At 60.2% G+C, this 15,582-nt stretch carries 12 protein-coding genes; 7 read left to right on the top strand and 5 right to left on the bottom strand.

The genetic code is table 11. The features are described 5' to 3' along the window. Positions 1 to 117 precede the first annotated feature (117 nt). Positions 118 to 1,035 (bottom strand): LysR family transcriptional regulator, encoded by a 918-nt coding sequence (locus CRO59_RS21270; protein WP_097089832.1) that lies wholly within the window; start codon positions 1,033 to 1,035, stop codon positions 118 to 120. A 179-nt stretch (positions 1,036 to 1,214) separates the two neighbouring features. Here CRO59_RS21270 and CRO59_RS21275 point away from each other — a divergent pair, with 179 nt between their 5' ends. Next, positions 1,215 to 1,862: a hydrolase gene (locus CRO59_RS21275; protein WP_097089831.1), complete on the top strand. Its 648-nt coding sequence runs from the start codon at positions 1,215 to 1,217 to the stop codon at positions 1,860 to 1,862. A gap of 188 nt (positions 1,863 to 2,050) precedes the next feature. Here the strand turns inward: CRO59_RS21275 and CRO59_RS21280 are convergent, their stop codons facing one another. The 4 genes from CRO59_RS21280 to CRO59_RS21295 all read right to left on the bottom strand — a co-directional run bounded on the left by CRO59_RS21280 (position 2,051) and on the right by CRO59_RS21295 (position 8,294). Then, complete coding sequence (locus tag CRO59_RS21280) at positions 2,051 to 3,361, bottom strand: glycosyltransferase family 39 protein (RefSeq protein ID WP_097089830.1); 1,311 nt, start codon at positions 3,359 to 3,361, stop codon at positions 2,051 to 2,053. Positions 3,362 to 3,706: 345 nt separating this feature from the next. Next, a complete protein-coding gene (locus CRO59_RS21285) occupies positions 3,707 to 6,328 on the bottom strand; it encodes an EAL domain-containing protein (RefSeq protein ID WP_097089829.1) in 2,622 nt (873 codons plus the stop codon). Between the two features lie 168 nt (positions 6,329 to 6,496). After that, on the bottom strand, positions 6,497 to 7,435 hold the full coding sequence (locus CRO59_RS21290) for an AraC family transcriptional regulator (RefSeq protein WP_097089828.1): 939 nt from the start codon (positions 7,433 to 7,435) through the stop codon (positions 6,497 to 6,499). 25 nt (positions 7,436 to 7,460) lie between these two features. Then, positions 7,461 to 8,294: an oxidoreductase gene (locus tag CRO59_RS21295; protein WP_097089827.1), complete on the bottom strand. Its 834-nt coding sequence runs from the start codon at positions 8,292 to 8,294 to the stop codon at positions 7,461 to 7,463. Positions 8,295 to 8,674: 380 nt separating this feature from the next. On the opposite strand from CRO59_RS21295, the gene CRO59_RS21300 reads away from it, so the two are divergent. From CRO59_RS21300 to CRO59_RS21325, 6 genes are all read left to right on the top strand, one after another. Beyond that, positions 8,675 to 9,343: a GntR family transcriptional regulator gene (locus CRO59_RS21300; RefSeq protein WP_097089826.1), complete on the top strand. Its 669-nt coding sequence runs from the start codon at positions 8,675 to 8,677 to the stop codon at positions 9,341 to 9,343. Positions 9,344 to 9,422: 79 nt separating this feature from the next. Then, entirely contained in the window at positions 9,423 to 10,229 is an 807-nt protein-coding gene (locus CRO59_RS21305) for an ABC transporter substrate-binding protein (RefSeq protein WP_097089825.1), read from the top strand. Positions 10,230 to 10,240: 11 nt separating this feature from the next. Next, entirely contained in the window at positions 10,241 to 11,017 is a 777-nt protein-coding gene (locus tag CRO59_RS21310) for an amino acid ABC transporter permease (protein WP_007967116.1), read from the top strand. A 2-nt stretch (positions 11,018 to 11,019) separates the two neighbouring features. Beyond that, entirely contained in the window at positions 11,020 to 11,799 is a 780-nt protein-coding gene (locus CRO59_RS21315) for an amino acid ABC transporter ATP-binding protein (protein ID WP_097089824.1), read from the top strand. Between the two features lie 171 nt (positions 11,800 to 11,970). Further along, complete coding sequence (locus tag CRO59_RS21320; protein ID WP_097089823.1) at positions 11,971 to 13,581, top strand: gamma-glutamyltransferase family protein; 1,611 nt, start codon at positions 11,971 to 11,973, stop codon at positions 13,579 to 13,581. Positions 13,582 to 13,687: 106 nt separating this feature from the next. Then, on the top strand, positions 13,688 to 15,547 hold the full coding sequence (locus CRO59_RS21325) for an ABC transporter ATP-binding protein (RefSeq protein ID WP_097089822.1): 1,860 nt from the start codon (positions 13,688 to 13,690) through the stop codon (positions 15,545 to 15,547). Positions 15,548 to 15,582: the final 35 nt, after the last annotated feature.

Below are 15,582 nucleotides of genomic sequence, written 5' to 3' on the forward strand. Positions count from 1 at the left end.
TGTGCCTACGGGCAGCTTCCGGTCAGAAGGCGACACTCGCGAGTGACCGCTTTCCCATAGCGGCCATGCGCGAACGGCGGATAAAGAGGAAGTCTGTCGCTCTCGCTTAGCCCAACCTCACGCCAGCGCATCATCCTGATGTGACAGCGGCTGCACCGCCAGGTGTGGCGTTTCGCCGAAGAACTCGATCAGCAGTTCAGTGAGCACACGAATTTTGCGCGCAGGGTGCGGACCCGGCGGGCGGATGATGTAGGCGCCGGCCGGAGGGGGAGGATGGTTTGTCATGATCGGCACCAGTGCGCCGGATGCCACGTGTTCATGGGTGAGGCAGTCGGGCAGGTAGGCGACACCCAGGCCTGCGGTCGCGGCGGCGACCAGGGCGATGCCGTTGTCGGCTTTGAAGCGGCCTTGCGGACGAACCGTGATGACTTTGTCGCCATCCATGAATTGCCAGGCTTCGGTGCCCTGCATGAGGGCCTGATGGGCAATCAGTTCATCCGGCGTGTGGGGTTCGCCGTGCGCGTTGATGTATGCGGGACTCGCGACGAGCTTGGCGTAGACCGGGCCAATCCGTCTGGCGATCAGATTGGAGTCGTGCATATAGCCCACCCGGATGGCGCAATCGTAGCCCTCGGCAATGAGGTCAACGAAGCGATCGCTGTAACAGGTCTGGATGTGCAGTTGCGGATGCCGACGCGCCATTTCTGCCAGCATCGGGGCGAAGTGACTCTGGCCGAACGACAGCGGCACGGCCACGCGCAAGCGGCCGCGGAGGGCGCCGGCGGGCAGGATCGTTTCCTTGGCGATGTCGATCTCGGTGCAAACCCTGGCGGCGTAGTCCCGGAACGTCGCACCGGCCTCGGTGAGCGCCGCCCCGCGCGTGGAGCGTGCCAGCAATTGCACACCCAATTCGGTTTCAAGCCGAGCCAGGCGGCGGCTGACGATCGATTTTGACACGCCAAGCCGCAGGGCAGCCTGCGAAATGCCCCCGGCATCAGCCACTTCCACGAAGGTCTGCAGTTCTTCGATGTCCACGCTTGCGTTCCTCTTTTCGCGACACAGCACGTCGCGCAATGCTACTACTGCGTCGAACATGGGAACAGCACAATGGATTTGCCGGGCATGGCGTCATTTGCACGTGTCCCGGAACCCATCACCCGCACAGGCTCCGGCCTGATTCACAAACGTGCGTCACCCATGAAAAGGATTTGCCAATGGCAAGCGAGACTCTCCGCAACCCCCATACCGATCAGCTACTGACCCCGGAAAACTCGGCGTTGATCATCATCGATTATCAACCTGTTCAGGTTTCTTCGATCCGCTCGATGCCGCGTGATGAACTCGTCTTCAACATAACCAGCGTCGCGAAGGCGGCGGTCAACTACAACCTTCCGATCATCCACTCGACAGTCAATGTCGCGACCGGCCGCAACAAGCCGCCGATCCAGGAGCTGCAACAGGTGCTCGGCCATCTGCCGACCTATGACCGCACATCGATCAACAGTTGGGAGGACACGCAATTCAAGCAGGCAGTCAAGGCGCTCGGGCGCAAGAAGCTCATCATGACTGCACTCTGGACCGAAGCGTGCCTGACATTCCCGGTGCTCGACGCGATCCAGGAAGGTTATGAGGTTTATGTGCCAGTCGATGCGGTCGGCGGCACATCGCTCGCCGCGCACGAGGCGGCGTTGCGCAGAATGGAACAGGCGGGCGCGAAGCTCATCAGTCGGGTGCAAATGTACTGCGAACTACAGCGCGACTGGGCGCGGGAAGTGACCGTGCCGGGCTTTCTGGGCGTATTCGAGAACTTCGACGGGTTCAACGCTGAAAAAGCGCTGGAAGAGGCGAACAACAAGGCTTGATTAGCGGGCAGTGGATGAAGGTGTCGCTCGCGAAAGCGGGCGCCACCTTTTTTTTTACTGCTGCAAACGACTGCTTTTGCGCAGGCCCTGCCGCCGATTCAGTACCTTGGATGCGTCATGACCCTGTCAGATACCAACATGTGGATGCTGGACAGTCCTGTCGCTAACTCATGAATCAGGAAGAGGCTTCACCAAAACCAATACGGCAGAAACTTTGGTGTGGGTTCGATCATGAGTTCCAGGTGGTAGGTGATCGGGTTGAAGAAAAACATATCCAGTATCAGAAATGCCGCTACGCCAATCGACAGCGTCATGAACTCGCGATAGGGATGCTCGGCGAAGTACTGGTGTTTGCCATGGTAGAAGCTCAGCAGCGCAGACAATCCCAAGGCTACGCCCAGGTAGTTGGGCTGTAGCGGGACATCGGCGAAGTTGTTGTAGACCAGCACCGCCACCAGCATCCCCAACCCAAGCAGAGGCAACTTCAGGCAGAAGTTCAGCAGGCCGTTTTTGGCGCGGATCAAGGCGGCTTCCTTGCTGACGAAAAGGTAGGCGGCCAGCAGCGAAATGGCCGGGGTGATTGCGAGGATGTAGCGCGCTTTCTTCGAGCTGGGAATAGTGAACAGCACCAGCAGCACCAACAGCCACCCGGTCAGATACAGCAGCAGGTCGATGTCTTTATCGCGGGTCGAGCGGAAGAACAGTTTGTACTTCTTGAGAATTACATTAATGGCGTAAAACACCGTGATGCCGTAGGTAAACAAGCCTGCGGAGAAGTAGAAGTAATAGCGTGGCGCGTGGTCGGAACCGAAGCGTCCGATGCCCTGCATGTTCAGCACTTCGTCTAGGAACGCTTGCCCACCTTGCAAGTAGGCGGCCCATGCCAGCAGCGCAACGCCAAGAGTCAGAATCACGCCCGAGAGCAATGAAAACAGCAGCAACATGCGCCACTGCCGGCTCAGCAAGTAATAAGCACCAATGACAGTCGCGGGCCCGATCAAGCCAATAGGCCCCCGAAACGCGAAACCCAGTGCCAACCCGAGGTACAGCAATGCAAGGCGACGCGGGTCCTTTTTTATATCGGCCGCATAGGCAAAGTAGAAGCACATCACCGTTAACAGCGCCGGATAGACATCCAGTGCCAGTGAGTTGACGCCGTCAAGAAAAGCCCAGGTGAGCAGGCTGAAAAGAACGCCATACGCGCCCCATTTCTTGCTGTGCAACGCGCCCAGCCGATAAATGAATACCAGCATCAGCGAAGCGGCCACGCAGGACGGAAAACCCATGGAAAGAATGGACACCCGGCCGAACGGCAAGGAAACCAGATAGACCAACAGGGTATTGAGAACCGTATAGTCGGGATAAGGCTTGAGGTCGTCGGCAATCGGGAACAGTGTGATGCCGTGCAGCAACATGTACTCGGCAAAGTCGACAAAACGTGTTGTGTAGTTGAGGACCGCGGGTTTGTACTGCAATGCCATGAACACGGCCAGTGTCATGAAAAAAATGCTCAGGCATGGATTTCTCGTAATCAACCCCGTCAACATTCCAGCCCGCGAAGTGCGCCCTACAACAAGCGGGGCATCATATCGATCCATCGTTAACCCTTTGGTGACGTTGTTCTTTTGACCGCAATCCTGACAGTCCGGTGACGCCTGCATTGAACTTGTGTGGGGTGCGAGATTGACGTTGAGCCTGATCCGCGGTGAGGAATATTCAAGCATGACGGCCCTAAACACACCCTGAACAAAACCAATTGAAGTCAACAGGAAAACGTATTAACAACGCGTGTCGAAACGGGCTTTGTGCATTTCAATGATTGAATGGCAGTGATACAAGGCCGGCTAAATGACGCGCCCTTTCTTCGGCGACGGATGCTCGGCCGGTTCAGCCCTGGCGCTTTTCAACAACTGCGCAAACGCGCTCTTGTCGATCGGTCGACTCATGAAATAACCCTGCACCTCATTGCATTGATCCTTGCCGAGAATCTCCAGTTGCTCCTCGGTTTCCACGCCTTCGGCGGTCACGGTCAGGCCCATGGCTTTGCCCAGGCCGATGATCGCCTGAACCACGGCGCGATCGTTGGCGCCGTTGCTGATCGAGGCGATAAAGCGTTTGTCGATCTTGATCCCGTCGAACGGGTAGGCGCGCAGGTAGCCGAGGGACGAATAGCCGGTGCCGAAGTCGTCCATGTTCAGCCGCACCCCGAGTTGCTTCAGCGCATTCATCGTGGCCAGCGCACCGTCGGTGTCGACGAGCATCACGTTTTCGGTGATTTCGAGTTCCAGGCGACTGGCCGGGAAACGGGTCTGGATCAGCGCTTCGCGCACGTCTTCGACGACATCGCTGAGGGCAAATTGCGCCGGGGACAGATTGACCGAGAGCAGAATGTCTGACGGCCAGCTCAGTGCGGTTTCACAGGCTTCACGCAATACCCAGCGCCCCAGCGCCACGATCAGGTCGGTCTGTTCCGCCAGGCCGATGAACACGTCCGGCCCCAGTAGGCCCTTGGTCGGGTGTTGCCAGCGCACCAGCGCTTCGACCGAGACGATGTGCTTGCCGTCGACGGTGTAGCGCGGCTGGTAATGCAGGATGAATTCATCGTTTTTCAGCGCACCGCGCAGATCGCTTTCCATTTGCCGGCGGGTCTGGATCTGGTCGCTCATGTGCGCTTCGAAATAGCACCAGGTGTTCTTGCCCTCGGACTTGGCCTGATACAGCGCAATGTCGGCGCAACGGATCAACTCGCTGGGCACGAAGCCTTGACGGCGGCTCAGGGCGATGCCGATGCTGGCGCCGACGTGCAGCGGGTGATGCTCGAAGACCATCGGTTGATGCAGGCTCTCGACCAGCCGGGTACAAAAGCGGTCGACCTCTTGCCGAGTGTCCATGCCATTGAGCACCACAACGAATTCGTCACCGCCCAGGCGCGCGACGATGTCGTGCTCACGGGTGCATTCGCGCAGGCGACTGGCGACTTCCTGCAACACCGCATCACCGGCCGGATGGCCGAGGGAGTCGTTGATCGGCTTGAAGTTGTCCAGATCGATCACCAGCAACGACAGTGGCGGGGCATGCTCTTTGAGCAGCAGCGCGTCATCCAGATAACGCGACAACTGATTGCGATTGGGCAGGCCGGTCAAGGCGTCGTGCATCGACAGGTGCTGGATCTGCGCATGGGCAGCGACTTCGTCGGTGATGTCACTGGCGGTGCCGCGGTAGCCGACCACGCTTTGCTTCTCGATGATCGGCCGCGCTGAGAGCCGACAGTGGCGTTGCTGCCCGGCGTGATCGCGGTAGGTGCAGCGCAGGTCGCTGGCACTGCTGTCTTCGGTGAGTTTTTTCAGCCACAGCTCCAGCGGCGTAGTATCGCAGGACACCAGTTGCCCGATGCCTTGCCCCAGCCACTCGGTTTGCGGGTAACCGGTCACCTCGTTGAAGCGCGCCGAGAGATAGGTCAGGCGCAGCTGGTTGTCGACTTCCCAGATCCAGTCCGATGCGGCTTCGGCCACGGCGCGAAAGCGTTCTTCACTGGCTTCCAGCGCGTGGTTGGCCGCCTCCAGCGCCTGATTCGAGGTCTTCAACGTGCTGAAACTCTGATCGACGTAGGTCGACGATCGCACGGCGTGACGCAGGAAATAGGCGGTCAACAGCATCAGCACGGCCAGCACACCGCCGAGCGTTGGCAGCAATGACCACAATAATTGCTGCCCGGGGCGCTTCAGATCTGCCGTCATGCTGAAACCGGTACTGTCCAGCGGCACGCGTGGTTGCTCCCCGCTGAGCTGTTCATCCGGCATCAGAGTCAGGTTGTTCAGGCCATAGGCCACGCCAAGCGCTTGCAGTTTGGCCGGTGTCAGCTTGTCGACGAATACCAGCACCGAGGTCTGTTGCGGATCGCCCACCGGACGCTCATCGTTGGGCAGAATGGCCGCCGCCGTGACCAGCGCCGGCCAGCCGTCGAACAGCGAGTAAGTGCTGACAGGCACGGTCAACTCGGACTGGTTTTGCACCTGCTCAATCAGCGACGCGGCAGGCACCGCGAGCCAGTGCGCGATGTCCGCGTCTTCCTGCTGTCCCTGCACCACGGCGTATTTGGTGCCCTGCCGATCCAGCACGAACACGCCGTCATAACCGTCAGTGGTGAACAGCGTCTTTCCAATGTTCTGTTGGGTGTACGCCCAGTCGGTATCGACCTGGGTGTGCAGGTGCTCATAGGCGGTGGTCCAGTCAGCGTAACTGGTGATGTAGCTCTTTGAGGTGCTGATGCGGTTTTCCAGAGCGCGGGCCATGTAGAAACGGTTCTGCTCGACATCCTCGCGATCCAGGCGAGCGGCAATACCGAGCAGGGTGCCGATAGCGGCAATCACCCCGACGATAAACAGCGTGCCGACCGCAAACGCCAGGCGGCGGGTGATTGCACTTTGCTGAGGCGGAACCGGCGCAGCGGGAGCGAAGACATCCATATGTTCGTCCTTGATTCTCTGTCTGAATCATCTGGAACAGCGGCCCGCGTGCAATGTTCAATGTGTTTGCCGGGCTTGCACCGAGGCGGATTTCTCAAGCGTAGTGAATGCGCGGGGATTTTGCCTTGAGACTGCGACGGGCATGCGATGGCCGGGAACGATCAGTGCTCAGTGCGAAGAAACATACGGGGAGGGCGTGGCGGACTGGGGCAGGGCATACGTGGCTTTCATCCACGCAATTTCGGCCAGCGGCGTGCGCCCGAAGAATCGCTTGAACTCGCGGCTGAACTGCGAGGCGCTTTCATAACCGACGTTGAACGCCGCCGTCGCGGCCGGTATGGCGCCACGCAGCATCAGCAAGCGCGCCTGATGCAGGCGCGTGGCCTTGAGGTATTGCATCGGCGATGAGTCGGTGACGTTGCGAAAATGCACATGGAAGCTCGGTACGCTCATCCCGGCTTCCTCGGCGAGGGACTCGACGTCCAGACGCTGTTCATAGCTGCTGTGAATCCGCCGGATCGCCCGGCTGACCTTGCCGAAATGCCCTTGCTGCTGGAGCGCCGCACGCATCGACCCGCCTTGGGCGCCGGTCAGAATCCGGTAGTAGATCTCCCGAACCAGCGCCGGCCCGAGGATCTGCGCGTCGCCCGGATCGCTCATCGCTTCGAGAAAACGCAGGGTCGAGGCGCGCAATGGATCATCCATGGGCGAGGCGTACATGCCCTTTGGCAAAGCGTCGCTGGGGCCGAACACCTCGTCGACCTGCAGCATCAACTCGCTGGCCAATTGCAGGTCGAGGCGCATATATATCGCGAGCATCGGTTCAGCCGCACTGGCCTCGGTTTCCATGGTGAACGGCACCGGCACCGACACCACCAGATAATGCTGTGCGTCATAGACGTAGACGTCATCGCCCAGATAGCCGCGCTTGCGCCCCTGACAGAGAATCACGATGCCCGGCTCATACAGCACCGGGGTGTTGCTCAGCGGCCGATTCGAGCGCAGAAAACGCACGTCCTCCAGCGCACTGAGGTTGTAACCCTCCAGCGGCGCGAGCTGTTCAAGCAACTGCACCATGCGCGCGGTATACGGATCGGATGGACTCATGGGCATTTTTCTCCTCGCCAGGTACTCAGCCATCGGTGGAGCGGGTCAGGGTTCCCCATTGCTCGATGTCGCTGAGGCTGCGTTGCAGTTTATCGCGCACCAGATTCAGCGCATCGCTGCCCAATAGCAAGTGCGCGGGCGGCGCGGGGCTGGCGATCAGTTGCAGCATGGCCTGCGCAGCCTTGCGCGGATCGCCCAACTGCTTGCCGCTTTTCTCTTCACGGGCCTTGCGCACCGGGTCGAAGCTGGCGTCATAGTCGGCAATGCTGCGCGCCGTGCGCTGCATCGAACGCCCGGCCCAATCGGTACGAAACGAGCCAGGTGCCACCGCCGTGACAAAAATGTTGAACGGCTGCAATTCCTTGCTCAGCGTATCGGAGAGCCCTTCGAGGGCAAACTTGCTCGAGCAGTAATAGGCAATACCGGGCATGGTGATGGTGCCGCCCATCGAGGTGATATTCAGAATGCGCCCGGCGCGCCGTTGCCGGAAATACGGCACGAACGCCTTGATCATCGCTGCCGCGCCAAACACGTTGACGTCGAACTGTCGCCGCATCTCTGCTAGTGGTGACTCCTCGAAAATGCCCTCATGACCGTAACCGGCGTTGTTCACCAGTACATCGACCGGACCCAGTGTGGCGTCGACGTCGGCGATCACCCCGTCGATGCGTTCGAAATCGGTGACGTCGAGCAACACCCCGTGTGCCCGATCCGCTGACAAGGCCTCGAACGACTTCAGATCGGCCTCGTTGCGCACGGTACCGATCACCCGGTGACCGGCGTTGATCGCTTCTTGCGCGAGCGCGCTGCCAAAGCCGCTGCTGACACCGGTGATGAATAAGGTTTTGCTGCTGTGCATGGCAAGCTCCGACGGATAGGTGAAACGACATGGTAGGCAGCGCGGCGTGGCAAGGGTATGCCGGTTTGTCTGGGAGGATTGCCTATTTCTATAGGCAGGCCTGCAAGGGAAGTTGTCCTTCAGCCCACAAAAAAAACGTCGTTCCTGGAGCGGCGCTGCCATTCAGTTGAGTGTTACTCAGCTACCAATCCGCACCTTTGCGGTGCTCGCCATGGGCGATCGGGTAGCACCGCTCGAGTCTTGCACGGCAGGGCCTTATCGCCGTTTTGCCGCTTAAATCTTGCAAATCAAAAGCTTGGGCTGCACATGTGGAATCTGGCATGCATCGTGCTTCTTTGTATCCGTGGATAATTGGATACAAAAAGACAAAAGGTGCCGCCATGCAATTCGCTCCCGCCTACGACCAGCGTCAACCGATGACCGCCGAGGAAGAGGCCTACAACTTTCTGTTGGAAGGCATTTGCGGTGGTCGTTATCGCAAGGGCGACCGGTTGATCGCCGAGGACATCGCCAGTGAAATCGGCATGAGCCGCATGCCGGTGCGCGAAGCCTTTCGCCGCCTCGATGCGCAGGGCCTGGTGACGCTGCGGCCTAATCGTGGCGCGGTGGTCAGCGGTCTGGATGTCGAGCAAATGCACGAAGTGTTCGAGATGCGCAGTGCCCTGGAAGGGCTGGCGATTCGCATCGCCGTGCCCAAGATCAGCGAGCGTCAGTTGACCGCGCTGGAGCGGCTGCTCGATGAAATGGACGACTACCGCGAGGAGAGTGCGGCGTGGGTCAGCCGCCATCGCAAGTTCCATGAGTACCTGTGCAGCCTCAGCGACCGCCCACGGCTGCTCAAGCAGATCGGCGCCCTCTACTCATTGATCGAAGCCCCCATGCGCCTTTGGCTGCAGCACATCGAAAAGCCCCTGAGTGCGCGCCAGGAACACCAGATGATCCTCGATGCGATTCGCGCCGGCGATGCCAGCAAGGCCGAAGCCGTGGTGCGCGAGCACATCGAAAGCACGGTCCCCGAACTGATCAAATTTTTGCAATCGGAAAAATAACCACAGAGCGGAACACGAGTCCGCCGATGTTTTGACTTTGAGTACTGCCCCGTTACTAACCGAACTGGAGTGTCTGGTCATGCATACGTCTCGCCTGTTACTGGCTGCAATATCCCTCGGACTCTGTACGCAGTGGGCGCTTGCCGCACCCACGGTGCCGGAGCGTCTGGTCAAGGTCGACAAACTGACCTATTGCTCGGGAATGGATTCACCGCCGCTGGTGTCTTTTGATGAAGCGCAAAAGCCCAAAGGGCTGACCGTCGACCTCGGCCTGGAAATCGCCAAACGCCTGGGCGACAAGAAGGTCGATTGGCGGGTGATTCCATTCTCCGGATTGCTCCCGGCCTTGCTCGCCAAACAGTGCGACATGATCGTCGACCAGTTGTTCGACAAGCCCGAGCGCCGTGAGGTGATCGACATCGTCAACTACATGTATTCCAGTCAGGCGGTGGTGGTGCCCAAGGGCAATCCGAAGGCGCTCAAGACCTTGGCGGATCTCAGCGAGCACAAGATCGCGGTGCTCAACGGTTCGACCATCAAGACCCTGCTCGACACCGAGAATGAAAGCCTGAGCAAGGCCGGCAAGCCGCCGATGAAACTGGTGGTCTACAACACCGACACCGATGCCTTCCAGGCCCTGCGCATCAATCAGGTCGACGCTTACGGCACCACCGTAGAAACCGCCGGATATTACGCGGCGATGGCCCCGGACCTGTTCGAGGAAGGTGTGCCAGCCTTCAGCCGGATCCTGACCGGGCTAGGCATTCGCAAGGATGATCCGCAACTGAGCGCCGCCGTGCAGCAGATCATCACCGACATGCGCAGCGACGGCAGCTACAACCAGCTGTTGAACAAGTGGCACGTCTCCAGCGACACACTCGATTGAGGTAAGCGTTGATGAACTTCAATTGGGATGTGTTCTGGCAGTACCTGTTGCAGCCCAGCGGCGTGTACCTCACCGGGCTCTGGCTGACGTGCCTGATCAGTGTGCTGGCGATGCTGCTGGGCTGTGTGCTGGGGCTGGCCGCCGCATTGTTGCGCTTATCGAAGAACCCTTTACTGCATCTGCCGGTGCGTTTTTATGTGTGGCTGATGCGCGGCACGCCGCTGCTGGTACAAATCGTCTTTCTCTACACCGCGCTGGCGGCGGGCGGGATTTTTCGCTTCGAAGACATCGAGCTGTTCGGGCTGGTGGTGCCCGGCAACATTCAGGCGGCAATCATTGCTCTGGGCCTCAACGAAGGCGCGTACATGGCCGAGATCATTCGCGCCGGGATCGGCGCCGTAGACAAGGGCCAGTACGAGGCCGGCCGTTCGCTGGGCATGACCTTCGCCAAACTGATGCGCCGCATCGTGCTGCCGCAGGCGTTCCGGGTAATCGTGCCGCCGCTGGGCAACGAGTTCAACGTGATGCTGAAAAACACCACACTGGTCAGCGTGATCGGCGTGCAAGAGCTGTTGCTCAGCACGCAGATGGTCACCTCGGCGACTTTTCGGGTGTTCGAGTTGTACCTGGTGGTGGCGATCTATTTCCTGTTGCTTACCACGCTGTGGGGCTTCTTTCAGCGCTGGCTGGAGAACCGTTTCGGCCAGTCCGACCGACCTTCTGCGCCACCGCCGGCCTCCAGCCGGATGTTCGGGCGCAGCACGCTGAAACTGCTGAGGGGGCGTTAATCATGGCGCAGCAAAGTGACGAGCTGATCATCGAGGCGCTGAACATTCACAAGGCCTTTGGTGACCTGCAGATTCTCAAAGGCATTTCCCTGCAAGTGCGACGCGGTGAGGTAGTGGTGCTGATCGGCGCCTCGGGTTCGGGCAAAACCACGTTTATCCGCTGCATCAATCTGCTCGAAGACATTCAGGGCGGAGAGATCCGGGTCAACGGCCGGCCCATGGGTTATCGCACCCGGGCGGACGGCAGTCTGGTGCGCGACTCGGAACGCAACATCGCTCGCCAACGCCGCGACATCGGCATGGTGTTTCAGCGCTTCAACCTGTTCCCGCACATGACCGCGCTGGAAAACATCATCGAAGCACCGATTCAGGTGTTGGGTGTGCCGCGCCAGGCTGCGCTGGATCAGGCGCACGCGTTGCTCAAGCGAGTCGGGCTGGCAGACAAGGCCAGCCATTACCCCTCGATGCTTTCCGGCGGCCAGCAGCAACGGGTGGCGATCGCCCGAGCACTGGCGATGAAACCGCAGGCGATGTTGTTCGACGAACCCACCAGCGCCCTCGACCCGGAAACTGTCGGCGAGGTTCTGCAGGTGATGAAGGAGCTGGCCGAGGAGGGCATGACCATGGTCGTGGTCACCCATGAAATGGGCTTTGCCCGCGAAGTGGCCGACCGGGTGGTGGTGCTCGATCAGGGCGAACTGATCGAACAAGGCCCGCCGGAGCAGATTTTCAGCCGGCCCACCCATCCCCGTACTCAGGCCTTTCTCAGCCGCGTGCTGTGAATTTCACAAGGATATTGACGATGCGTTTATCGAGCTTATGCGCGGAGCCGCAGCCCCGACACGTTGCAGATCTTCGAGAAGATCCCCGGAAAACATCCAGCGGCTGATCACCCGTGAATGGAACCGGATCAAGTCCGGCCAATGAATTGCTGATTTTGAAGAGCCTTTGCCATGTTGAAATTTTCTGCTCACGAATATCCCTATCCATCGCAACGCCAAAGCGTGTTCGCCCGTCGTGGCATGGTCGCGGCGTCTCAGCCACTTGCCGCGCAGGCCGGTATCGAGATGCTGCAGAAGGGCGGCAACGCGATTGACGCCGCCATCGCCACGGCGGCGGCGCTGACTGTGGTCGAACCTACGGGCTGCGGCCTGGGCGGTGATGCGTTTGCGCTGGTCTGGTTCAAGGATCAGCTGCATGGCCTCAATGCCAACGGCCATGCCCCGGCGTCGCTAAGTATCGAAGCGGTCAAGGCGACCGGCCATGAACAGATGCCGCTATATGGCTGGACGCCAGTGACGGTGCCCGGTTGCCCATCGGCCTGGGCCGAGCTGTCGCAACGCTTTGGCGTGTTGCCGTTCGCCGATTTGCTGCAACCGGCGATCAGTCTGGCCAGAGACGGTTTTCCCTTGTCGCCGGTGGTTGCCCATCAATGGCAGATCGCGTTGGATGAGTTCGGCCCGCATCGTGATGAGGTGCTGCAGGCCTGGTTCGATACGTTCCTGATTGACGGTCGCGCGCCCAAGGCTGGGGAGCTGTTCCGTAACCCGGCGCAGGCGCGAACCCTCGAAGAACTGGCCCTCACGCGTTGCGAGAGTTTGTATCGCGGCGATTTGGCGCAACGCCTGGATGCGCATTCGCGGGCAACGGGCGGCTATCTGCGCGCCACGGATCTGGAGCATTACCGCGCGCAATGGGTGGAACCGATTCACGTCAATTACCGTGGCGTGGATGTCTGGGAAATCCCGCCGAGCGGGCAGGGGCTGGTGGCGCTGATGGCGCTGAAGATTCTTGAAGGGTTCGACTTCGATCACCGTGACAGCCAGCAGACCTGGCACCGGCAACTGGAGGCGATGAAGCTGGCCTACAGCGATGGCCTGCACTACATCACCGATCCGCTGCACATGCGCGTGGCCGTGACCGATTTGTTGAGCGACGAGTACAGCGCCCGTCGCCGTGCACAGATCGGCGAACAGGCGCAGCCGCCGAAGCCGGGTGATCCTCACGCCAGCGGCACGGTGTATCTGGCCACGGCGGATGGGCAGGGCAATATGGTTTCGTTCATCCAGAGCAATTACCACGGTTTCGGCTCAGGCGTGGTGCTGCCGGACAGCGGTATCGCCCTGCAGAACCGCGGCCAGGAATTCAGCCTGGATCCCGAGCATGCCAACGCGTTGGCGCCGGGGAAAAAGACCTTTCACACGATCATTCCCGGCTTCCTCACCAAGGACGGTCAGGCGTTGGGCCCGTTCGGTGTGATGGGCGGCTACATGCAGCCGCAGGGCCATGTGCAGATGGTGATGAACCTGGTGGATTTCGGCTTGAACCCGCAGTCGGCACTGGACGCGCCGCGCTGGCAGTGGCTTGGCGGGATGAAGGTGGGCATCGAGCAGGGCGCTTCAAGGGATCTGGCCAACGCGTTGGCGCGTCGCGGGCATGAGGTGCAGATCGCCAGTGACCTGACGGATTACGGACGCGGACAAATCATTCTGCGTGATCCAGTGACGGGCGTACTGTGTGGCGGGACTGAGCCGCGGGCGGATTCGCATATCGCAGTCTGGTAGAGACGGCAGGCACTCGTCAGGTCGGGAGCACACACTTTTTCACAAAGACCTCCCGGGATCCAATCGGTGGCAGAATCTCCCTGACTTGAACGTTCAGGAGAACATCATGCTTCGTGTGTTTGAACGAAGACTCGACCCTTTCCCGCCTGACGAGGTGCCACCGCCACCCAACGGTCTGGCTAAATTTCTCTGGGCCTGCACTCGCGGCGCTCGCGGCTACATTCTGGCATTGGCGTTGCTCAGCGCTGCTGTGTCGATCTATGAAGCGTGGCTGTTTTCCTTCCTCGGCCAGGTCGTCGATCTGCTCTCGACGTGGCAGGCCGGCGGCGAAGCGGCGGTGCAGGAGAGCCGCGTGTTGTGGGGTATGGGTATCGTCATGGTCTTGAGTGTCGGGCTGGTGGCGTTGCGCACCATGGTCCAGCACCAGATTCTGGCGATTAACCTGCCGCTGCGCCTGCGCTGGGATTTCCATCGGCTGATGCTGCGGCAGAGCCTTTCGTTTTTCTCCGACGAGTTCTCCGGCCGGGTCACGACCAAGGTCATGCAGACCGCGCTCGCTGTACGCGACGTGCTGTTCACCATGATCGAGATCTTGCCGGGGATTGGCGTGTACTTCATCGCGATCATTGCCCTGGCTGGCGGTTTTGCGCTGAAGCTGATGTTGCCGTTTCTTGCTTGGGTCGTGCTGTTCGGTCTGGCCATGTGGTACTTCGTGCCGCGCCTGGGCAAGGTTGGCCAGGAACAGGCCAATGCGCGCTCGATGATGACCGGGCGTATCGCCGACGCGTACACCAACATCACCACGGTGAAGCTGTTCTCCCACTCCAACCGCGAAGCACATTTTGCGCGGGCGGCGATGGAAGATTTCAAGCAGACCGGTTTTCGCCAGATGCGTCTGGTCAGCCTGTTCGAGATCGTCAATCAGGCCTTGGTGGTGGGGTTGATCATGTCAGCGGGCGGCTATGCCCTGTGGCTGTGGCACCAAGGCGACGTCGGCGCCGGTGCGGTGGCGGCGATTACCGCCATGGCGTTGCGGATCAACGGCATGTCGAACTGGATCATGTGGCAGATGACCTCGCTGTTCGAAAGCATCGGCACCGTCCAGGACGGCATGGCGACGCTGACCCAAGGTACCAAGGTTCAGGACGCGCCAGATGCCGGCGTGCTGGTGACCTCTGGCGGCGCGGTGACGTTCGACAAGGTCAAGTTCAACTACGGTGGCGAGCGTCAGGTGCTCGATGGCCTGAGCCTGAGCATTCGTCCCGGTGAAAAAATCGGTCTGGTGGGCCGCTCCGGTGCGGGCAAATCGACGCTGATCAACTTGCTGCTGCGTTTCTATGACGTCGACAGCGGCGAGATTCGCATCGACGGCCAGAACATTGCGCACGTGACTCAGGACAGCCTGCGCAGTGCGATCGGCATGGTCACCCAGGACACCTCGCTGCTGCACCGTTCGATTCGCGACAACATCGCCTACGGCCGGCCCGATGCTACAGACGCACAGATCCGCTGCGCCGCTGCCAATGCGCAGGCTGACGAGTTCATCAGCCAACTCAGCGACCGTCAGGGCCATACCGGCTACGACACTCTGGTAGGTGAACGCGGGATCAAGCTGTCCGGCGGCCAGCGCCAACGGGTGGCGATTGCCCGAGTGATGCTGAAGAACGCGCCGATCCTGCTGCTCGACGAAGCCACCAGTGCACTGGACTCGGAAGTCGAAGTGGCGATTCAGGAAAGCCTTGATGACATGATGCAGGGCAAGACCGTGATCGCGATCGCGCATCGACTGTCGACGATTGCGGCGATGGACCGGCTGATTGTCATGGATGACGGGCGCATCATCGAGCAGGGCACCCATTCGGAGTTGCTGGAGAAGAACGGCGTGTATGCGCGGCTGTGGGCGCATCAGAGCGGCGGGTTTCTTGGAGAAGACAAAGGCGTGGTGGAGGCCTTGGATCAGGCGTAAACGGGCAGGGCACATGGCCGGGGCATCTTGGGTGT

This window comes from Pseudomonas sp. LAMO17WK12:I5 (genome assembly GCF_900215165.1).
GTDB classification, from domain to species: Bacteria; Pseudomonadota; Gammaproteobacteria; order Pseudomonadales; family Pseudomonadaceae; genus Aquipseudomonas; species Aquipseudomonas putida_A.